This window comes from Coleofasciculus sp. G2-EDA-02 (assembly GCF_040226375.1).
Classification (GTDB): domain Bacteria; phylum Cyanobacteriota; class Cyanobacteriia; order Cyanobacteriales; family Coleofasciculaceae; genus Coleofasciculus.
On record NZ_JAVKEW010000136.1, the window covers coordinates 1 to 19,944 of the forward strand.

The following is a 19,944-nucleotide window of genomic DNA, read 5'->3' on the forward strand; positions in this document are numbered from 1 at the left end:
CCCTCTGGGGTTATCTAAGTTAGGCTCAATACTTGGTAGTTTTCTACGGGTATTTGGTTTAAGTATTGCCGCAAGGATAGATAGCTGTAAGGTGTGTCGCGGAACTAAGAATCCCCGTACTTATAGGACGGGGAGTGTCAAAAATGCAATACTGAAGATGAGGTAAAAGATAAGAGATAGAACGCAGGAATGGAAATTCGAGCAACGGATACACCACGGGTAGATTGGACTGGTGATGCCCTAGCACTGGGATTCTTTGAAGATGCTGTGGAGTTAACGGGCGACTTAGCCCAGCTTGATCAGAAACTCTCAGGTACGCTTAAGGAACTGATTGAGGAAAGCGAATTTAAGGGAAGCGTTGGCAATAGTGCTGTAACTCGTGTGGGTGCCGGTAGCTCAGTTCGCAAAGTTATTTTAGTTGGGCTGGGAAAATCTGATGCCCTAACGGTAGATAGTTTACGCCGAAGTTCGGCTGCGATCGCGCGGATGGCAAAGCAGCAAAAGAGCAAAACCCTGGGTATTAGTCTACCTGCGGCGAATAATGATGCCGCCCTCAGCGCTCAAGCAATAACGGAAGGGATTACTCTAGCACTGCATGTCGATAATCGCTTTAAGTCGGAACCTGAAGATAAGGGTGCGAAATTAGAACAGGTTGAATTACTCGGACTCGGTGATGTCCAAGATGCAATTAACCAAGCCAATGCGATTGGTGAAGGCGTAATCTTAGCACGAGAGTTAGTCGCCGCCCCTCCGAATTCTGTAACACCAATGACGTTGGCACAGACGGCACAGGATATTGCCTCCGCTTATGGCATGACGCTAGAAGTATTAGAGCGAGAAGAATGCGAAAAGTTGGGCATGGGCGCGTTTTTGGGCGTGGCGCAAGCCTCAGAAATGCCACCCAAGTTTATTCATCTCACCTACAAACCAGAAGGGACACCGCGTCGAAAAGTGGCGATTGTGGGCAAAGGATTAACCTTTGATTCTGGTGGCTTGAATCTGAAAGTCTCAGGTAGCGGTATTGAAACCATGAAAATGGATATGGGAGGGGCGGGTGCTACCTTTGGTGCAGCCAAAGCCATTGGTGAATTAAAGCCGGATGTCGAGGTTCACTTTATTAGTGCAGCGACGGAGAATATGATTAGTGGTCATGCGTTGCATCCTGGTGATATCCTTACGGCGTCCAATGGTAAAACCATTGAAGTGAATAATACCGATGCCGAAGGGCGGCTGACGCTGGCTGATGCTCTGGTGTTTGCCGAAAAGCTAGAGGTGGACGCGATCGTGGATTTAGCCACCCTCACCGGGGCTTGTGTTGTGGCTCTCGGCAATGATATTGGTGGACTTTGGACAACCGATGACACCCTCGCCACTCAACTCAAAACAGCATCGGAAAAAGCGGGCGAAAAATTCTGGCAGATGCCGATGGAAGAGAAATATTTTGAGGGAATGAAGTCACCGATTGCTGACATGAAAAACACCGGTCCTCGTGCTGGTGGTTCAATCACGGCGGCTCTATTTTTAAAGCAGTTTGTTAAACAGACCTCTTGGGCGCATTTAGATATTGCAGGTCCGGTGTGGGCAGATAAAGAAGACGGTTGCAATAATGCCGGGGCTACGGGTTTTCCAGTTCGCACACTGGTCAACTGGGTTTTGGCATAAGCTAAATTCGTAGTTTCACGAAGCGTGCTATAAACGATCGCCTCGCTGACTACAAACGTTTAACTGAGTTTGATGGATTCGTAGGGGCGCAATGCTTGCGCCCTGACTAAGGTGTGTGAGGAAATTTTTCAATCTTGTAGTGGCGTGGCACACCTAATTTGATAGATTAGATTTGGCTTGTAGTAAGGGCATTGGTCCCTATCTTTTGTTGGGTTTCGTTCCTCAACCCAACCTACAACCTATTCCACAATTGAATAAAGGGCGCACGTCTGTGCGCCCCTACAGGGCGAATGCATTAAATTATCGAAGCCAGAACGAATTTTATGTCTTGCTATTCGAGAAGGAATATGCTAAAGAGGGTAATAAATTTTTATCGGATGAGTCTCTAATCAAAAGTCACATCCGGTTCATAATCTCGACAGCGTTCGCAGGAACCAAGAGGGTTCACAGCACAAAGCAAAAACGCTGACTTAGCATAATATCGACAGGTATATTTTTTATCGACCGTTTTTGATAATTGCCTCATTCGTTGCTCGTGAAAATCAATCAAGCGTTTAATCTGAGCATGAGAGTTCAGACGCATGCGTTTAAATCCAATTGTTGTCATCGCTAACTTAACCCAATACAGTTTTGGGATTTATTTCCTTAATTTTCTGTAGACAATGGTATAATAACGCCTAATTGTGCCATAAAATATCTGCCCGATTGCACAGATACAAAGGGAAACCTTATGCATTCATTATATTTTGCACCTTGCCCTAGGGAATAGTTCAGTCCATTTTCAACAAGCTTTTGAGCAAACAATCGGAGAATGAACAAGGACAAAACCGTAGACACATCGATTAGGACTTTCCGAACAGTAGTAGAGACGTTGCCTGCAACGTCTCTACCATAAGATGTGTCCTAACCGCTATGGCGGTTGCTATACTTGAAACATCCTTTGTAGTAAAATACCCCCACTAATTGCTTCTCATCAAACCAAATTGGCAGCAGGATAATTTCTCAGCTATCCGGCTTTCCCTTCTCTAGGAAGCGACTACATCCGCAACGGTCAACGCATTCAACTTATCGAGGTTGAGTCCCGAAATAGTATCGAGCGTTTGTCCGCCTAATTCCCCATACATTCTAGCCAATGCCCCCGTTAAGCCAGCATTGTAGTCCATCGCCACTTCATTCCGAATGAAGTCCGTGCGCTCATCAACATAATCAAAATCATTGGCTGAAGCTGGACCCCCCACAAGCGCCCCGTAGAGAATGTGCTGATTATCGCGAGAATCGCTAATATTAGTCACTCCAGAAGCGGCACGGTGGTGAGGGTTGAGCGCATAGTCCTCACCAAAACCAACCATGTAACTAAAGTTTCTAGGATTATCGCCCAGAATGTAGTCAATTTGCCCCTCAGCAAAATCAGAGTATTTCCCGTTGGGGTCATTCACCGTATCCGCGTAGACGCCAGCCAAGAATGAGGTATTGGCGCTGTAGCGCAGGGAACCCCACTGACTCAGCCATGCGAGTCCACCGGAAGTATAGGTTGGGGTGCTACCGCCAGGAAGCCAGGAGTTTAACCAGCCTTCCACATCACCCTTATACTTAGTGTTTCCAGTTTCTTGAGCCAACAAGATAGCCGCACCATAAGATTTGTCATCCCAGGATTGCGTCCACCCCGGACCAATTCCCTGGTATAAACTTTCGGCTTTGTTGAGATAGGTTGTATCCGTACTACCCGCCGCTTCAGTTGCTTTGTGCAGCCAAGTAGCGCCCCAAACTAACTCGTCTTGGAAACCACTGAAGGAATTGTAAAATTGACCCGCATCGGGAATCGCGTCAGTATACGTGCCGCGATATTGGTCGGCAAAATCGTAGAGTTGTTTCGCGTTCTGGAGCAGTTTATCCGCGTAGGCTTTGTCTACATCTCGGAAGACAATCGAAGCCGCAGCCAGAGACGCCGCCGCTTCCCCGGCTAAATCAGACCCAGGATTGGAGCGGTCGATTTTATAGGCGGGTCGTTCCATGGTCATGTTTTCCGGAGCGCCCCAGAAAGCGTGGTCGATGTTACCGTCTCCCACTTGTCCGAAAAACTCTTTAGTGCCTTGGCTATCGGTGACGTGGGCTTTGAGGATGTAATCAGTACCCCACTTAATCGAGTCTAGAATTTCTTCAAATTGTCCACTTTGCTGATACGCCTCCTGGTATTCAATCGCGCCCCAACCCAGCATTGTTATTGAAGCGGCTCCTGGTAAGCCGAACTTAACATGGTCGCCCGCGTCGTAGTAACCGCCTGTGAGGTTACGCCCCACATCTGAGCCATCGTTTAAGGCAGAATCGCCGCGCCAAGGGATAGGATTGGTATCGGGTAGGTCGCCAGAGCGTTGAGCATAGTAGAAAAGGATGGACTTCTGAAGCGCCTCTCCATAGTTAAAAGCCCCTTGCTGAGGAGGGGGTTGGGATACATCATCGTTGGTAATAGTGCCTACCCCTTGAGCGTCCCCAATCGTGGCGTTAGTGGCTTGGGAGAGATTCACTTTAAAGGTTTCATTGCCCTCTACCGTTGTATCACCCAAGATGGGTACGGTAAACGTCTTACTGGTTTGTCCAGGAGTGAAACTCAATGTACCGGATTTAGCCGTATAGTCAGACCCAGCAATGGCTGTGTCATTCGCCGTGGCGTAATTCACACTGACGGTTTGAGTGCTAGCGGCGGAGAGTTTGACGGTAAAGGTGGCGTTTTGCGTGCCACTATCGCCTTCAGTGATGCTGACATCATTGATAGATAACTGTGACAGTACTGGGGCAGAATCATCATTATCGACAATTGTGCCGACACCTTGAGAATCCGCAATCGTCGCGTTGGTGGCTTGGGACAGGTTTACTTTAAACCTTTCATTCACCTCATCCAGGGTGTCTCCGATAATCGGTACAGTAAACGTCTTACTGGTTTGCCCAGGAGTGAAACTCAATGTACCGGATTTAGCCGTATAGTCAGACCCAGCAATGGCTGTGTCATTCGCCGTGGCGTAATTCACACTGACGGTTTGAGTGCTAGCGGCGGAGAGGTTGACGGTAAAGGTGGCATTTTTAGTGCCAGTATTGCCTTCGGTGATGCTGACATCATTAATCGAAAGAGTTGGCTGCGTGGGTGAACTGGTTCTGGGAACTAATTCAATGTAGTTAACATTGAACGAGTCGGAGAGCATATCCAGGCGCAATTGTTGGCTACCTGCGGAGAGGTTCACACCTTGAGCCGTCACATTCTGCCAAGATTGCCAGCCACCTGTTCCGCCAAAGCTTAGGGTTTTGCTTTGACCTTCAACCGAAACCTTTAAGCTGCGCGTACCTGACGACGCTGAGGCAACACGAGCAACAATATCGTAGGTTCCGGCTGTGGGAACGTTGACATCGTAGGTTAGCCATTCCCCTTGCTGAATCCAGCCCACATTGTAGCCGCCACCCACATCTTTGGTGGCTTGGATATCAACATTATCGGAACGATAGGCTCCCCCTGTATTACCAGCGCTTTTATCAAAGAAATTGATATAGTCTTCCGCTTGAATCCGGATGGAGGTATTAGCTGGGGGAGTGCTGGAGTCATCATTGCGAATCGTACCCACCCCTTGAGCATCAGCAATCGTCGCGTTGCTGGCATTGGAGAGGTTAAATCTGAAGGTTTCATTGCTCTCTACCCTCGTGTCCCCAGTTACAGGCACATTGATAATCTTAGAGGTTTCTCCAGCCGCAAACGTGATTATGCCAGATTTGGCGGTGTAGTCAGAACCCGCCGTCGCTGTGCCATTAGCGGTACTGTATTCAACCGTTACAGGTTTGTCACTCGCTTCGGACAGGTTCACCACAAACTCAGCCGAAACGGTACCGGTGTCACCTTCAGTAACGGTTACATCATTAACAGAGAGAGTCGGTATTGAAGGAGACGTGCCAATGGGTTTTTCATTCAGAATGTAGCCCGTTGGTTCAGCACTGTTACCATCAGCGTTGAAACCGATAGAAAGACTACCGTCAGCCGCCAGAGTGCCGTTATAGCTAAGGTTGCCGATTGTATAACGGTTGCCTTCTTTGCTAACAATTTCCGCATTCCAGATATTGGTAATTTCAAAGGGAGCTTCAAACTCCAAAGTCCAGCTATTTACTTGGCTGGAGCTATTGTTAGCAATTGAAAGATTCGCGGTAAAGCCACTTCCCCAGTTATTGGTAACATCAAAATCAACAGCAAAAGTCATTCTTTAACTCCTATTATTGAGCGCATTGATCGAAAACAAGACGGTTTCTTGTTCCTAGATCATTAATTTGCGGCTACAATCAGTATCGCTTTTGTATTCTTGTAGCGTTATCGGTAGGTACCACTAATGACTATTGTGGCAAGCTAAATATGAATTGTCATCAGGCTTTAATGAAGTTAATTTAAAGATTAATAGAGGAAAAATGAAATAAATATATTATGTTAAATAATAATAAATACAATTATTTATATAATGAAAAATATAATTTTCTTTGGGTGAATTTTTCTCCCTCCCCTTTTTCAAGAAGAAGGGGTGCAGGGGGTGCAGGGGGTGCAGGGGGTGCAGAGGGAGCGGGGGGAGATGTTAGCTGTTCAGTTATTTCTGCCTTCTCGCACTAATAAGTGCGTTGGAGCAAAACTCCCAACTTCTCCAATCCCTTTATTTACGCTCAGGATGAGTTGTTTCTGGGGATGCAGCCGCCATTTGACTAATCCTAGCTATTAGTTGATAGAGACGCCCAGAATCTTTGCGGTTAAAGTAAAAAATTAAGCGGGGCAGATTCGCCGTTTCATCGGGGAGTTCTGCGGGTAAAGCCTTGCTTTTTTCAATTTGACCATTGACTACAATGTCACTAAACTCAGCATTAAGCCGTTCAACATCAGCATCGGACAACTCCGATTTAAGACGCATCACGAACCGATTGCCGACATAACGACTAGAGTGATACACACTGTAAAACAGATGAATCGCCTCGTAAGCCACCTCCAGATTATCGGTAACTGTATAAAGGCTAGTATCTTCCGGGCTGATCAACTCTCGTTGAATTAAATGCTTGCGAATATAGGCATCCCAATCCTGCCAGTACGTACCGCCGGGACGATCAATCAAGACCAAGGGTACTGGTTCCAATCGCCCTGTCTGACATAGGGTTAAACATTCAAAGGCTTCATCCTGCGTACCAAAGCCACCGGGAAAAAGTGCGATCGCGTCACTTTCTTTAAGGAAAAATAGTTTGCGGGTAAAGAAATATTTAAACCGAATGAGTTTAGGATCTCCCTTAATAAAAGGATTCGTTTCCTCAAAGGGAAGCTGAATATTTAACCCAAAGGAATTTTTCGCGCCAGCGCCTAAATGCCCTGCCTCCATAATCCCACCCCCAGCGCCTGTCATGACCATAAAACCGTGCTTGGTTAAATAGCGGGCGAACTCGGATGCGAGTTTATATTCAGGTGTCTGGGGGTCAATCCGTGCTGAACCAAAAATTGTGACCTTGCGGACGTGACGATAGGGATAGAAAACTTGAAAAGCAGATTCCATATCCTCTAACGTCGCCGCGAGGATTTTCCAGTCCAGGCGCTCAATTTCCTCCTCAGTCAGTCGAATGACTACACCTAAGGCACGTTGAATCCATTTTTCATAAGTCGAATTTGGCAGTCGATCAATGAGTGCCGCTAAATCGCTCTTAAGTAACTGCGGATCATAGTCTGAACGAGATGGAGTCATTGCTACATTTGCGAATGGCTTTCTATTTTATCGACATTTAACTTATCTTTGTCAGTGAATGCAACTAGGACTTAGGACTCAACCTCCCGATAAACATAAATATCTCGCTCCCGCCCTAGAGCAAATCGGAGAGAATGAGAGAAGGTTTTGCTCGATTGAGTGGTAAAAATAATCAGGGCTAAGACAATCAAACCCGCCGCGCACAGAAAAATGCCGGGATAGCCCAGAGGTTGAGCTATGGTACCGCCAACTGGTCCTGCGATCGCAATCCCTAAATCAAACCCCGCAATACAAGCCGAGAACACGCGCCCACGTTCATGGGCACCGGAGCGATCGGAAATTAAGGCGATCATCAACGGTAATAACACACCAGCCCCTGACCCTTGAATCAGACCAATCAACAAAAAGGCTTGTGGCGTTTGCGCTTGAGAAAATAGGCTTAAGGCAACTCCATAACAAATCAGACTTCCCGTAATAAACACACCTCGCCCGTAATAATCAGACGCCCGACCCGCGATTAAACGCATCCCGAAACTCCCTATCGCCGTCGCCGTGAAAAACCAGCCCGCATTTAAATCGACATTCGTTGCTCGGATATACAACGCCGAAAAGGTACTTACCCCACCAAACGCCAACCCAGCCAACAGCAACACCAGGGCGGGAATCCGCAGACGGGGACTCGCTAATAACTGCCAAAATCCTTTGAAGGTCAGTTTAGCCGTTTTCTGTTGTGCTCCCTGGACTCGCTGAGGTTCCCTCACCTGAGTGGCGCAAACAAATCCGCATAAACCCAGCCCCCCGGAAAATAGAAAAAAAGCATTGTAACCGGCTTGAGCCTCAAGCAATCCCCCCAAGGCTGGACCTAATGCCATACCCAAGGGTGTTACCAGACTCATATAGCCAATTAACTCTCCCCGTTGACCCACGGGTGACAAATCAGTCACCAAAGCGATATAGCCCGTCGTAAACGCCGCTAAACTAACCCCATGAAAGACCCGGATGGCGATTAACCAAGCCATAGAATCCGCGAACAGATAACCTAAGGGTGCGATCGCCACCACAATCGTACCAATCAGCAACACCAGTTTACGGCTATGGTGATCAGCCAAATGTCCCAAACTTTGTCGAAACACCAATAACCCGATGGCAAAGCTGCCCATCACTATCCCGACTTGCTGTGTCGTTCCTCCCATATCTTCAATGTAAGGGGGCAATGCGGGTAGCATCGAAGCTAAGCTTGACCAAAACAGGAGACCCGCAGCAAATAGAGTGAGTAGATTCCGGCGTTGTTGCGCTTCCATGGTTATGAAGATTTTCATGCCTTCCTTGAGTATCCTGATTGAAACGTCGTTAAGAACCTCCCACGAACGCAACCGCATCCGTTCTAGATGGAAGAAACACATCTGGCGTTTGTCGGGGTGTTAGCGAAGCGGAGCTATCTTTTGACAAAAGACCCACAAGCCTCTGCTCATAAGCTTCACCCAATCCCCTTGAGCAAACGTCTTTCTTCGGAGTCATCTCTTTCTATTTAACATTCTTAACATTTGACGAAACCACCTTCCTCGCCCGATGGATTGGTTTGTCTGAATGGGTAACGGTAGAATCCCGCTTTCAGCTTGTCTGCTGTAACCCCTCAAAGAATTGATAGAGCAAAATTAACGCTTATCTGTTAAATTTCGGCAAATTCTCGATATACCTCTCATCTACGCTGTCTTAGCGCTGCTTGCTGGACTTGACAGTCGTAGAAGAATATGAGTATAGTATTTATAGTACAAATGTACTAAATTAGTCAACGCGAGTGAACAGCCATAGACGCGCCGATCACATCCACACCCAGTCCCTGGAGACTAAACTGGGGAACATGCGATCGCCGATTGATTTAAGTTATTCAGGATAAGGAGAACAATTGTGGTTGCAACCAAAGACAGTAAAGATCAAATTTTTAAAGCCTTTGAGCAAATCCTGAGCCAACGAAAAACCATTGACTCCAAAATTGCCACCAAAGAAGAAGAAGCCGAAAAACAGAAAAACCAACAGGTTCTAGAAGTCGCCTCAACTTACACCGTCGATAGTATTGTCAAAGGACTAGCGGATTTACAATTAGATTTTGGCACAATTATTAACGAACTCTCAGAAAAATTAACTACCGAATCCGCCAAACGTGACGAACTTAAGTTAGCCATTGAGGTAGAAACTCAGCAATTACAATACTTGCAGCAAATTCGCGTTGTCGCTGACGCCTTGCATATCCTGACTCAAGAACACCAGGAAAACCTGAAGCGACTAGAACAAACGACGACAGAACAGCGTCAGGCGATCGAGAAAGATAAAGCTGACAAACACAAATCATGGCAAAAAGAACAGGCAGAATTTGAGCAGAAGGTTCAGGAAGCAAATGAATCCTTAGCCAAAGAGCGACAACAGCAAGAATCTGACTATACCTACCAACTAGAACGTCAGCGCAAAATTGAAGCCGATGAGTATGAAACCTTAAAACGAAATCAAGAACGAGAACTGCGCGAAGCCAATCAAGAAAAGGAAAAACAATGGTCAGAACGGGAAAAGATTCTGCAAGAGCGTCAGCCTCTATTTAAAGAGTATCAACAAAAAGTAGATGGCTTCCCGAAAGACTTAGACGAGTCTGTAAAAACAGCCAGGGAAGAGGCGATTAAAGACGTTCACCAAGACGCCAAAGTCAAAGCGGAGTTACTGGAGAAAGAGTGGGAATCTACCAAGCAGAGTTATGAATTCAAGCTTCAATCTCTAGAAGAAACCATTCAAAAACAGACTGAAGAAATTAATCAACTCTATGCTCAGCTACAAGATAGCCTCAAGCAATCTCAGGCGTTAGCGATGAGAGCGTTTGATAGTTCAGCTAATGCTAATAATGCCGAAAAGATTAAAGGCTAATTAGGTTGGCATCATTCAACTTAATGGTGTGAATCGTCATTAATTATAGGTCATTTGTTAGGTTATGAAAGCGCAAATCATCTAACTTTTGACTTCTGCACGCACTGTAATTCCACCCAGCGACACTCGAACACGAATCAGAATATCCCAGGTAAAAATTATGGCAAGCAAACCCAATAGCAAAAATACCAAAGCTGAAATTCTCGAATCTTATGAAGAATTATGGAAAGAGCGGAAAGAATTAGAAAGCAAACTGAAACAGCTTCAGAAGGAGGTTAAAGATAACAGTGCGTCCTCAAATGATCAGCCCTCTGGAATCATTAGCAAAAAGCTATCCGCCGCTTCTGATAAAATGACGGCGACAATAAATAGCTTGGTTGAACTGCAATTGGGATTTGGGAGTGCTGTTAGTAAGTTATCCGAAAAACTCACCTCGGAAGCCGCGAATTTACAAGAACTACGACAAGCGGTTGCTGAAGAAAGTCAACAGCTTGAAGCCTTATATGATTTAGACGAAATTGAAGAAGATACCCTGGATGATTTAATTGAAACTTACGAGGAAAACTCCAAAGCATTTGAAGCAGAATTCAGTCAACAACGAGAAGCTTTAGAGCAAGAAATTCAAGATTTGCGGCAAGCTTGGCAAAAAGAGCAGGATGAGCATCAACAGGCAATTAAAGAACGGAATGAAGATCATGAAAGAAGTCGTCAACGGGAGGCTCAAGAGTACAAGTATGATTTAGAATTACGCCGCAATTTAGATCAAGACGCTTACGAACAGCAACAGAAAGTCCTGTATAAGGAACTGGAAGAAACCCATCAAGCGCAACAGCAGCAGTGGGAGGAGCGAGAAAGGGCGATCGCACAACAGGAGCAGAAGTTTGACGAGTTAAAATCTAAGGTAGATGCCTTTGACCAAGAAAAAGAAGCGGCGGTGAAGAAAGCCAGAGAACAAGGAAAGGCGATCGCGAATAATCAAGTAAAAGTTAAGGCAGATTTACAACAGTTAGAAATCGATGGACAAAAGCGCTTCTATGATCTACGGATTCAATCACTACAACAAACCATTGAAAGTCAGCAAGCCCGCATTCAAAACCTCTCCAAGCAACTAGATGGGGCTCTGAAACAGGTGCAAGATTTAGCGGTTAAGGCAATTGAAGGAACCTCAAATTCCAATTCTTATCAAGCGCTCAAAGAAATTGCCTTAGAACAAGCCAAAGGGCAAACGAAGACGAAATAAGACGTGCAGCGGCACTTATGGGAACAGTAGAGACGTTGCAGGTAACGTCTCTACTCGCGTTTATCAATGGATAATTAATAATTGATAATTGATAATTGATTAATTGGGTCTAAGACCTCTTCGTTTACGAATAAATTAAAAAATATTTTCCTTAAATTCAATCCTCTTCTTTTAAGGAGAGGTCATTATCCATTGTTCATTATCCATTGTCAATTTGTGAACTACCTTACCCAAATCTTAGCCGATAATTTGCTCAATCATCCGATTGGCTTGCGATCCATACCCACCGCCAAAGAGATTAAAGTGATTGAGAATATGGTACAAGTTATACAAGGTTTTGCGCTGCTTATACCCCGAATCTAACTGCCACACTTGGTTATACCCCCGATAGAACGCCGCAGGAAAGCCACCAAACAATTCTGTCATGGCAATATCCGCTTCGCGATCGCCTACATAAGTTGCCGGATCTAACACTAGAGGTTCCCCTGACTTGGTAACAGCGGCATTCCCCCCCCATAAATCCCCGTGAATCAGAGAAGGTTTTGGCTGATGATCCAACAATTGGGGAACTTTCGTCAATAATTTATCTTGCCCCGGGAAATGTCCCCCGCGACGCTGTGCTAGTTTGAATTGATATCCTAATCGATGTTCGGCAAAAAACTCTGCCCAATCGTCCATCCAATCGTTAATTTGTGGTGTTGAACCAATGGTGTTGTTTTGGTTCCAACCAAACCGCCCTTGTTTCCCTTGGGGAGGAGTCGCCTGATGCATCGCCGCTAGCTGGCGTCCCATTTCCACCCAGGATTCGTTATTCCCACTGCCAAATTCCAGCCACTCGAGGACAATGTATGCTGAATCTGCCGCGACACCCCACGCGATCGGTTGCGGAACTCTAATGGTATGGGTTTGAAGCATTTGCTTTAACCCCAACGCCTCTGCTTCAAACATACTCACTTGAGAGGCTTGATTAATCTTGACAAAATATGTAGCATTTTCACCGATTAGCGCACAACCCTGATTAATGCAGCCGCCACTCACCGGACGGCGGTTGACTACTTCAAAGGGTTTGCCTGTGACGTTGCTAATCTGGGCAGCTATCTCTGTCCACATCGTTGACATTGGTATGTTCCGGGCAGACTTCCAAGGTCAGTTTATCAGAAAGGAGGATCGGCGTTGAGCCTGTTTTTCCTGGAGCCTTCTGCTTTCTCAAACATCAGTCGGTACAATCGAAAGCAATACTAGAATTTACAAAAAACTGTAACAGAAGCTACAAAAAAATTTTTTTTATGACTGATTACTTCATTTTAGTCGCTAACTGGGGTTAAACCAACCGACGATCTAAGTGATTCCGACAGAAAATTATTCGCTATCTTTTGGGCAATAGTCAGAACAATCTGTAGCTTCTGCTGTTAATACTGCACAGGGATTTACAGCACATTTCAGATACGGATCATTTTTAAAATATTTGCAATTTAAGCAGGGAACTTGATGTAAACCTTTGATGGGCGTTAATCGATTCCTGAATGATTTTAATAAATTTGATCGTAATAAAATTAAGACAACCCAAGCCATTACCATCAAGCTCAGGGGCATAAATAATAAACCTCCGTTTTCCTCAAAGGCTGAAGAGTTGCCTTCTCCGGGGTTTGTCCGAAATGGATATTGTGATGGTTGTTCTGTATTGATCTGTTGCAGGGATATTGAAGACTGGCTTAAATAAAAATTATCAGCTTGCTTATTCTGCATGTCATTCACCTCAAAGTATTTTTTCACCTAGAATAGTACAGCTATTTATTACACATTTATTTATTACAGATGATTTGGGAATCAACCGGATATAAGACTTTTTAATGCTCATAACTGAGCAGGCAATGTTTTTAATCCAATTGGCAAGACCCCTAATTTAACTTCCCGCTTAAGTTTAGTGCCCCTACATTGGAAGTCACAAGTCACACACATCTTTTCACTGGCTAGTTTACAGTTTTTTTGAATGGGTGTTCAATTGACGCTGTACTGTACTACTATAGTTATAACTCAAAAATAAATCTGAAATTTCTCTCTCAAGTTGTATTACAGGTTCTCTCTCAAGTTATACTATCTAGACCGTATCAACGAGACTTTCCCACCAGTATAAGCCGATTTTGCCTCCTTTGTAACCTCATCCTAGTGCAGGGGGCACAGAAAATTTTAACCCACTCTTAGGGGACAAGGGAGACAAGTTTTCAGCAGGTTGTTATTTCTACCGCCTTATCCTAGTCTTTGACAATCGGTGATTTTGATAAATTATCAGTGACAAGCCTGTGTGAGTGGCAAAAGGAAGTCCTACCCTAAGACTGATGACTTATGACTGTTGACGTTCGTCGGTTGTTTGTAAGCAACGAATGGCTTCTAATAATCCTCTGGCTTTATTTAAAGTTTCTTCGTATTCTTTTTCCGGGTTAGAATCGGCGACTAAACCAGCACCGGCTTGCACAGATACTGTATGTGTGCTAGATGTATGAGGACGAACCACCATAGTGCGAATCGCGATCGCGCTATTGAGCTGCCCTTCAAAGTCATACCAGCCATAGACTCCAGAATAAGCACTCCGCCGTTCCGGTTCTAATTCGTGAATAATTTCCATCGCCCGAATTTTCGGTGCGCCACTGACGGTTCCGGCGGGAAAGCAGGCTTTGAATAAATCCCAAGCCGTTTTATTTTCGGCAAGTTCTCCCACCACATTACTGACAATGTGCATAACATGGGAATAGCGTTCGATAACCATTATTTCATCAACTTTCACCGTCCCACTCGTACAAACGCGCCCTAAATCATTGCGACCGAGATCCACTAGCATAACGTGTTCGGCAATTTCTTTGGGATCTTGCAGTAACTCTTGCGCCAACGCTTCATCTTCCTGGATTGTTTGACCTCGGCGACGGGTACCAGCGATGGGACGCAGGGTGGCTTGTAGTTTTTTTGTGGGTAATCGGCTAGCTTTAACCATGACTTCCGGACTTGACCCAATTAATTGCCAATCGCCAAAATTAAAATACGCCATATAAGGCGAGGGATTAATCAGACGCAGGGAACGGTATAAGGCAAAGGGATCACCTTGATAGTTTGCCGAAAGCCGTTGGGAGAGGACAACTTGGAAGATATCACCGGCGCGGATATAGTCTTTGGCTTTGTCCACATTGGCACAAAACTGTTCCTTTTGGGTATTGCTGGTATAGCTTAACGGCTGCTTGGTGGTTCCTGGCGGCGTCCATTCCAAAACCGTATCCTGACTCGATAAAGGGAGTTGCAGCTTATCCACCAATGTCTGGACGCGATCGCAGGCTTGCTGATAGGCGGATTCCAAATCCCCTTGAGCATCCCGTAAATCCGCGTAGGCGATCGCCCATATTTTGCGTTTCACCTGATCAAAAACTATCAAGTTATCCACCTGCATCCACAATCCATCCGGCAAATCTTGATCAGATGGAGAATAAACTGGAACTCTAGGTTCAATCCAGCGAATCAACTCATACCCCCAGAACCCGAACAACCCACCAATTCCCGGTGGTAATTGGGGCAATTTAACCGGATGATAGGGGCTAAGGCAATCCGTTAAAGCCTTAAAGGGATTACCTTCAAACTCCGTCACCGCGCCATTCCTGTGCATCTGCGTCGTGCGATCGCCCCGTGCGACCAACACCCATAACGGATCACACCCTAACAAACTATAGCGTCCCACATTTTCTCCCCCTTCCACCGATTCCAAGAGAAAACTATAGGGTTGACCCGTACAGACTTTATACCAAGCCGACACCGGAGTCTCTAAATCTGCCACCCACTCTTGGTAAACGGGGACAAAATTACCCTGTTGAGACAGGGCGCAAAATTGAGAAAACTCTGGTAATATCATAGGCTTCAACTGGATGAATTATGAATGGTAGGGAAGATGAAGGAGATAAGGAAGATGAGATGTTCCAGACGTAGCAGGCTACGTCTGGAACATTCCCCAATTACAAAATTCAACGACTCCACCCTGCTACACTTCACCTGACGGCTCCGTTTCACCGAGGGTGGAGATTGCATCTATCGTCCAGCGCAGCTCCGAATACCTCGAAAGGCGTTCGGCTTTGCCTTCATCCGACGACGCATTAGGGACGGCTGAAAAACGCCCCGTACTCTCCCAGTCTTGCCGAGAGAGCAACACTCTAAGTGCAACATTCCTAGCGCCAACTCTCATCAGCATGGAGAGTATAACCGCATTGCTGACACACAAAAGTTAGACCCTTGTTGGGTCTATTTTCTTTGGATATGTGACCGCAGCATGGACAAGCCACAGAAGTGTAGTGAGCGTCTACTTTGAAAGCCAAACTTCCAGACAGCACAGCCTTGTAGTCAATGAAGCCGTGTAATTCGGCAAATGACCAACGAGCCTTGTTGCTGTTAGCTCGACGTTGTTTCTTAGATGCTTTTTTACCCTTCCTCTTAGGATTTGTCCGCTCTCGAATGTGGGTTAGATTCTCCAGTCCAATTAAAGTACCATCCGTTACAACTTGGTTGGCTTTTGCAGTGATTTGTATCAGCGATAAACCGTCTCTCCCGTCCAGATATTGCAACCAATCTACGGGTTGCTGAACGGGTGCCTTTACGCTGCAAAGACTTTCTCGCCTTGACATAACGAGAAGCTTTGTGTCTCACCTGTTTACCGCTGAAAAACTGAGTCTTGTTACGGGTATCGGCGGCAACGGCAATATACCGCTCTCCAACATCTACCCCCATAACTCGATTGATATCGGTTGCTGTTAAGTCTGGTACTTCTACCTCCATGCTCACCAATAAGTAGTAAGCTTTGGTAGGTTTCGAGTACCAGAGCTTTGCTGCTCCGATTTTGGCTACTCCAGAATTAATCATCTCAAGGTGCTTGGAGTAGCCATGATAATTCACCTTGATTCGACCATCTAAAGTGATGACACTTACTTTCTGGTTTTTAACAAACGAGTAGTCACGCTGATAATTTAATGTGCAGGTACGAGAAACATATTTGGGTGGTTTATCCAGTCCTTTGTATCGCTTCTTGGTACGTCCAGCTTTTATCGCCTCCTCATTTTGTTTCAGTTTTGTCCGCAATGACTTGTATGTTGCCCCTACTTGGCGGGGAACGTTACAAGCCATCTGCGACGGGAGTCTAAACTTCTCCCGCAACCTGTAATAAACCTCCTTCTGTATCTTGGTGCCGTTGTAGGTTTTACCCATCTCAAAGGCAACGCCAGACGCGAAGTTCAGGGCATCTCTATACGCCAAAGAAGCCACTCGAAGCATTTGTTTTTGCTCCGGAGTGACTTCTAGTTTTAGTTTGGCGGTTAGGGTTTGCCACATGACTGAGGCTTACGACTTTCATCTATATTATCATAGTCGTAAGATTTTTGTATGGTATTGGACGGCTTCATACTTCCGCCGTCCCGCCATTCCTCTCCCACCTGCGCTTTGTGAGCTGTTGGCGAAGCCTTCGGGAAGGGTACGCTCACTCGCTTTTCAGAGGGGGAATCCTGGCGAATTTTGTTGAAGGTTGAACAGTTCACCCAGATGAACCACCAACCTTCAAACAAATTAACAGACCTGCAACCGATTAACCAGTGCAGCACCCGTCAGTAACCCCCTAACAAGCTGTGCTGAATGGGTATTCTACTCGCCTGATAACGGATTACTGAAACTAGACCTCGTAAGTCGCCTTTCCGCTGAACTTGAGGGTAACAGGTTCTGGGTTGTTACCGATCTTGCGGTCAATCTTACCGACGTAAGGACGCCCTTCGTTGACTTTTTCGGGGAAGACTCCATCTGCGGGGTGCAGATACTGAATTTCACCATTGGGATAAAGTCGGTAAATCTTATAGTCTTCAATTTTGGGCTTAAATTGCGTCCGCAATTGGGCACCCAAAGCCAGACATTGCTCTTTACGAGATAGATAAAGCAGGTTTTCCCCTTGATTCATGATCGCCGCACCGCCCGTGGGCATTTCAAAGACTTGCTTTTTGGGGCTAGTCCAAGTGATCGCATATTTTTCTTCCACTTGGGCTTTAGTCAGCAAGCCACCGGTGCTACCGCCGAAGATGGGCGGTTTGCCAGATAGAGTAGGCTGTCCTGTTTCTTGCATGTTTTCTGCTTCTGCCATAACTGTCTCTCTCAATCGTGTATAAGAAAATAGGGCATTTAGGGAATGCTATCATTCTGTTCCGGTTTATTTTGTCACTTTGTCAAGAACTGTTACAGTTAGTAATGAATTCTTAGTCTTATGTCTTGAGTGATTGGTGATGAAAACCAGTTCCTACGGGGAATCTAGCGAATTTGAGGAATCTGAGAAAGCCTCTGGTTTAACCTCAGAGCAGTACCGCGAAAAAATGCAGCGACGCAAACAGGTTCAGGAACAACGTCTGGCTCAAGCGTCAACCGAGAAAGGGTTAATTATTGTAAACACGGGGAATGGCAAGGGGAAGACGACAGCCGCACTAGGAATGGTTTTGCGATCGCTCGGTCATGGCTATCGGGTAGCAATTATCCAGTTTATCAAGGGAGCCTGGGAACCGGCGGAGAAGGCGGCGTTTGAGCATTGGACAAAAGCCGCCAATGGGGAGACGCCTCAGTTGGAGTTTCACGCCATGGGTGAGGGGTTTACTTGGGAAACTCAAGATCGGGAACGGGATATCACTAAAGCTCAAGCCGCATGGGAAAAAGCGCTGGAGTTTATCCACAACCCAGAGTTTCGCTTAGTGCTGTTGGATGAAGTGAATGTGGCGTTGAAACTAGGATATTTAAACGTTGAGCAGGTATTGGCAGGGTTAGGGGAAAAGCCCGCAATGTCTCACGTTATTTTAACCGGAAGAGGCGCACCGAAAGCATTAATTGAACAGGCAGATTTAGTCACAGAAATGACGCTAGTGAAGCATCCATTTCGGGAACAAGGAGTTAAGGCGCAACCGGGAATTGAATTTTAATGGATTAGCCTTACATCTGAAAAAAACGTAGGGGCGCACAGACGTGCATTGGTGTCAACTTAAGCGCCAAAAGCAGGGGGAGCAGGGGCAGCAGGGGCAGCAGGGGGAGCCCTATAGAGGTGTTCCGAGGGAACTATGAATTTTATAGGGAGCAGGGACACCCTCGCTGAAAATTAGGATTGGCAAGGGTTGTGGCTTAAGTTGACACGCATGACAGACGTGCGCCCCATTTAACGGTAAAATTTCGTCCACAATTTTAGTCAAATTGTAGGGTGCGTTACAGGACGGTGACGACTTTGCCACTTTTGCTATTGATACTTTTGGGCGGATTCGATTTATCTGTGGCTCACTCCCGATGCCAATTGACAAAATTTACAGGATAGAACAATGACAGAGCAGCAACCCCCATTAAGTCGGACAATTTTTTCTCAGGATTTCGAGGGCGGATTATTTGTGGACAAGTCCTATGAGCCTGTAACTGTAGATGTTACAGCGAAGACCGCTACTCCCATACATTACCTGTGGGGATTCGTTATACTAGGCAAATTCGCTCTCAATACTGCAAAGTATAGACTGATCACCCATAGTTCCGCTTTTTGATCCCCCTCTATCCCCCTTCCGTCCCCCTTTTAGATCCCCCTCCCGTCCCCCTTTTAGATCCCCCTTCCGTCCCCCTTTTAGATCCCCCTCCCGTCCCCCTTTTTAAGGGGGAAGCCATAGGATGCTTCGCTTTTTTTGCACGGGGGAGACCAGGGGATGCTGCGCGTTTTTTGCACGGGGGAAGCCAGGGGATGCTTCGCCTTTGTTGCACGGGGGAGACCCAAGGAGGCTTCGCTTTTTTTGCACGGGGGAAGCCAGAGGATGCTTCGCTTTTATTCCATGGGGGAGACCCAAGGATGCGCTTTTATTGCAAGGGGTTTGGGGGGAGAGTCCGCTCTTGAAGATATTAACTGAGCGGTATTGAATTCGCGATCTTGTAGCGCGATTTCTCGCTGTGTCGGCAGAAGTCTAGTATTCTATGTAGCATAGTAGGTAAACAGTTTTTATACGACCAGTTTGATTGAATCGGTTGTTATCTTTTTTTAAAATGATTCAAGAAAAAAAGCAACAAGCATCCTCAAAAAAACACCGTTTTCTCGATCAGCTTGATTCGTTAAAGCGCGAGGATGAAACCCTTAATAACATTCTAGCTGTTGATGTTTGGGCGTTAGCAAAAACCATGGATGAATTTTATCCCGGCTTTTGGTCAGCGTTTATGAAAAATCGCGAAAAGGCATTAAAGCGATTTATTGCCGAAGTGATAAAAAATAAACCGCCTAAATCCAAACGCCCCCCTTTCCTCAGCTAGCACACCAGTCTAGTACCGCTACCTTGGAAGTAAAAAGCTTGCCCTTTAGCGAAGCGAAGAGGAAAAAGCAAGTGAACAGCGAGA

13 protein-coding genes and 1 pseudogene are annotated in these 19,944 nt (G+C 45.9%); 5 read left to right on the forward strand and 9 right to left on the reverse strand.

Annotation, left to right across the window (positions count from 1 at the left end):
* The first annotated feature begins 189 nt into the window (after window positions 1-189).
* Window positions 190-1,662 (forward strand): leucyl aminopeptidase, encoded by a 1,473-nt coding sequence (locus RLO19_RS15385; RefSeq protein ID WP_446357717.1) that lies wholly within the window; start codon window positions 190-192, stop codon window positions 1,660-1,662.
* A 385-nt stretch (window positions 1,663-2,047) separates the two neighbouring features.
* Here the strand turns inward: RLO19_RS15385 and RLO19_RS15390 are convergent, their stop codons facing one another.
* The 4 genes from RLO19_RS15390 to RLO19_RS15405 form a co-directional block, all read right to left on the reverse strand.
* Window positions 2,048-2,269, reverse strand: coding sequence for a DUF6464 family protein (locus tag RLO19_RS15390; protein WP_446357719.1), 222 nt, complete (start codon window positions 2,267-2,269; stop codon window positions 2,048-2,050).
* A gap of 418 nt (window positions 2,270-2,687) precedes the next feature.
* Complete coding sequence (locus RLO19_RS15395; protein WP_446357720.1) at window positions 2,688-5,894, reverse strand: glycoside hydrolase family 9 protein; 3,207 nt, start codon at window positions 5,892-5,894, stop codon at window positions 2,688-2,690.
* 438 nt (window positions 5,895-6,332) lie between these two features.
* On the reverse strand, window positions 6,333-7,397 hold the full coding sequence (locus tag RLO19_RS15400) for an LOG family protein (protein WP_446357722.1): 1,065 nt from the start codon (window positions 7,395-7,397) through the stop codon (window positions 6,333-6,335).
* Window positions 7,398-7,468: 71 nt separating this feature from the next.
* Window positions 7,469-8,716 carry an MFS transporter gene (locus tag RLO19_RS15405; protein ID WP_446357724.1) on the reverse strand — a complete coding sequence of 416 codons (1,248 nt, stop codon included), beginning with the start codon at window positions 8,714-8,716 and terminating at the stop codon, window positions 7,469-7,471.
* A gap of 589 nt (window positions 8,717-9,305) precedes the next feature.
* On the opposite strand from RLO19_RS15405, the gene RLO19_RS15410 reads away from it, so the two are divergent.
* Together RLO19_RS15410 and RLO19_RS15415 are read left to right on the forward strand one after the other, a co-directional pair.
* Window positions 9,306-10,307, forward strand: a complete 1,002-nt coding sequence (locus tag RLO19_RS15410) for a hypothetical protein (RefSeq protein ID WP_446357726.1) — start codon at window positions 9,306-9,308, stop codon at window positions 10,305-10,307.
* A gap of 157 nt (window positions 10,308-10,464) precedes the next feature.
* Window positions 10,465-11,547 carry a hypothetical protein gene (locus RLO19_RS15415; protein ID WP_446357874.1) on the forward strand — a complete coding sequence of 361 codons (1,083 nt, stop codon included), beginning with the start codon at window positions 10,465-10,467 and terminating at the stop codon, window positions 11,545-11,547.
* Window positions 11,548-11,784: 237 nt separating this feature from the next.
* On the opposite strand, the gene RLO19_RS15420 is transcribed toward RLO19_RS15415, so the two are convergent.
* The 5 genes and pseudogenes from RLO19_RS15420 to psaD all read right to left on the reverse strand — a co-directional run bounded on the left by RLO19_RS15420 (window position 11,785) and on the right by psaD (window position 17,692).
* A complete protein-coding gene (locus RLO19_RS15420; RefSeq protein ID WP_446357876.1) occupies window positions 11,785-12,657 on the reverse strand; it encodes a fructosamine kinase family protein in 873 nt (290 codons plus the stop codon).
* Window positions 12,658-12,906: 249 nt separating this feature from the next.
* On the reverse strand, window positions 12,907-13,293 hold the full coding sequence (locus RLO19_RS15425; protein WP_446338227.1) for a hypothetical protein: 387 nt from the start codon (window positions 13,291-13,293) through the stop codon (window positions 12,907-12,909).
* A gap of 595 nt (window positions 13,294-13,888) precedes the next feature.
* Entirely contained in the window at window positions 13,889-15,436 is a 1,548-nt protein-coding gene (gene trpE / locus RLO19_RS15430; protein ID WP_446357727.1) for an anthranilate synthase component I, read from the reverse strand.
* A 126-nt stretch (window positions 15,437-15,562) separates the two neighbouring features.
* Window positions 15,563-16,899, reverse strand: a pseudogene (locus RLO19_RS15435) (RNA-guided endonuclease InsQ/TnpB family protein).
* A gap of 334 nt (window positions 16,900-17,233) precedes the next feature.
* Window positions 17,234-17,692, reverse strand: coding sequence for a photosystem I reaction center subunit II (psaD, locus tag RLO19_RS15440; protein WP_446338225.1), 459 nt, complete (start codon window positions 17,690-17,692; stop codon window positions 17,234-17,236).
* A gap of 139 nt (window positions 17,693-17,831) precedes the next feature.
* Between psaD and cobO the strand changes: the two genes are divergently transcribed.
* Window positions 17,832-18,512: a cob(I)yrinic acid a,c-diamide adenosyltransferase gene (cobO, locus tag RLO19_RS15445; protein ID WP_446357729.1), complete on the forward strand. Its 681-nt coding sequence runs from the start codon at window positions 17,832-17,834 to the stop codon at window positions 18,510-18,512.
* Between the two features lie 1,087 nt (window positions 18,513-19,599).
* Window positions 19,600-19,860 carry a hypothetical protein gene (locus RLO19_RS15450; protein ID WP_446335096.1) on the forward strand — a complete coding sequence of 87 codons (261 nt, stop codon included), beginning with the start codon at window positions 19,600-19,602 and terminating at the stop codon, window positions 19,858-19,860.
* Window positions 19,861-19,944 lie beyond the last annotated feature (84 nt).

Coding starts and splice junctions, on each gene's coding strand:
- RLO19_RS15385 (WP_446357717.1), top strand. CDS start 190: ATGGAAATTCGAGCAACGGATACACCACGGGTAGATTGGACTGGTGAT.
- RLO19_RS15390 (WP_446357719.1), bottom strand. CDS start 2,269: ATGACAACAATTGGATTTAAACGCATGCGTCTGAACTCTCATGCTCAG.
- RLO19_RS15395 (WP_446357720.1), bottom strand. CDS start 5,894: ATGACTTTTGCTGTTGATTTTGATGTTACCAATAACTGGGGAAGTGGC.
- RLO19_RS15400 (WP_446357722.1), bottom strand. CDS start 7,397: ATGACTCCATCTCGTTCAGACTATGATCCGCAGTTACTTAAGAGCGAT.
- RLO19_RS15405 (WP_446357724.1), bottom strand. CDS start 8,716: ATGAAAATCTTCATAACCATGGAAGCGCAACAACGCCGGAATCTACTC.
- RLO19_RS15420 (WP_446357876.1), bottom strand. CDS start 12,657: ATGTGGACAGAGATAGCTGCCCAGATTAGCAACGTCACAGGCAAACCC.
- RLO19_RS15425 (WP_446338227.1), bottom strand. CDS start 13,293: ATGCAGAATAAGCAAGCTGATAATTTTTATTTAAGCCAGTCTTCAATA.
- trpE (WP_446357727.1), bottom strand. CDS start 15,436: ATGATATTACCAGAGTTTTCTCAATTTTGCGCCCTGTCTCAACAGGGT.
- psaD (WP_446338225.1), bottom strand. CDS start 17,692: ATGGCAGAAGCAGAAAACATGCAAGAAACAGGACAGCCTACTCTATCT.
- cobO (WP_446357729.1), top strand. CDS start 17,832: ATGAAAACCAGTTCCTACGGGGAATCTAGCGAATTTGAGGAATCTGAG.
- RLO19_RS15450 (WP_446335096.1), top strand. CDS start 19,600: ATGATTCAAGAAAAAAAGCAACAAGCATCCTCAAAAAAACACCGTTTT.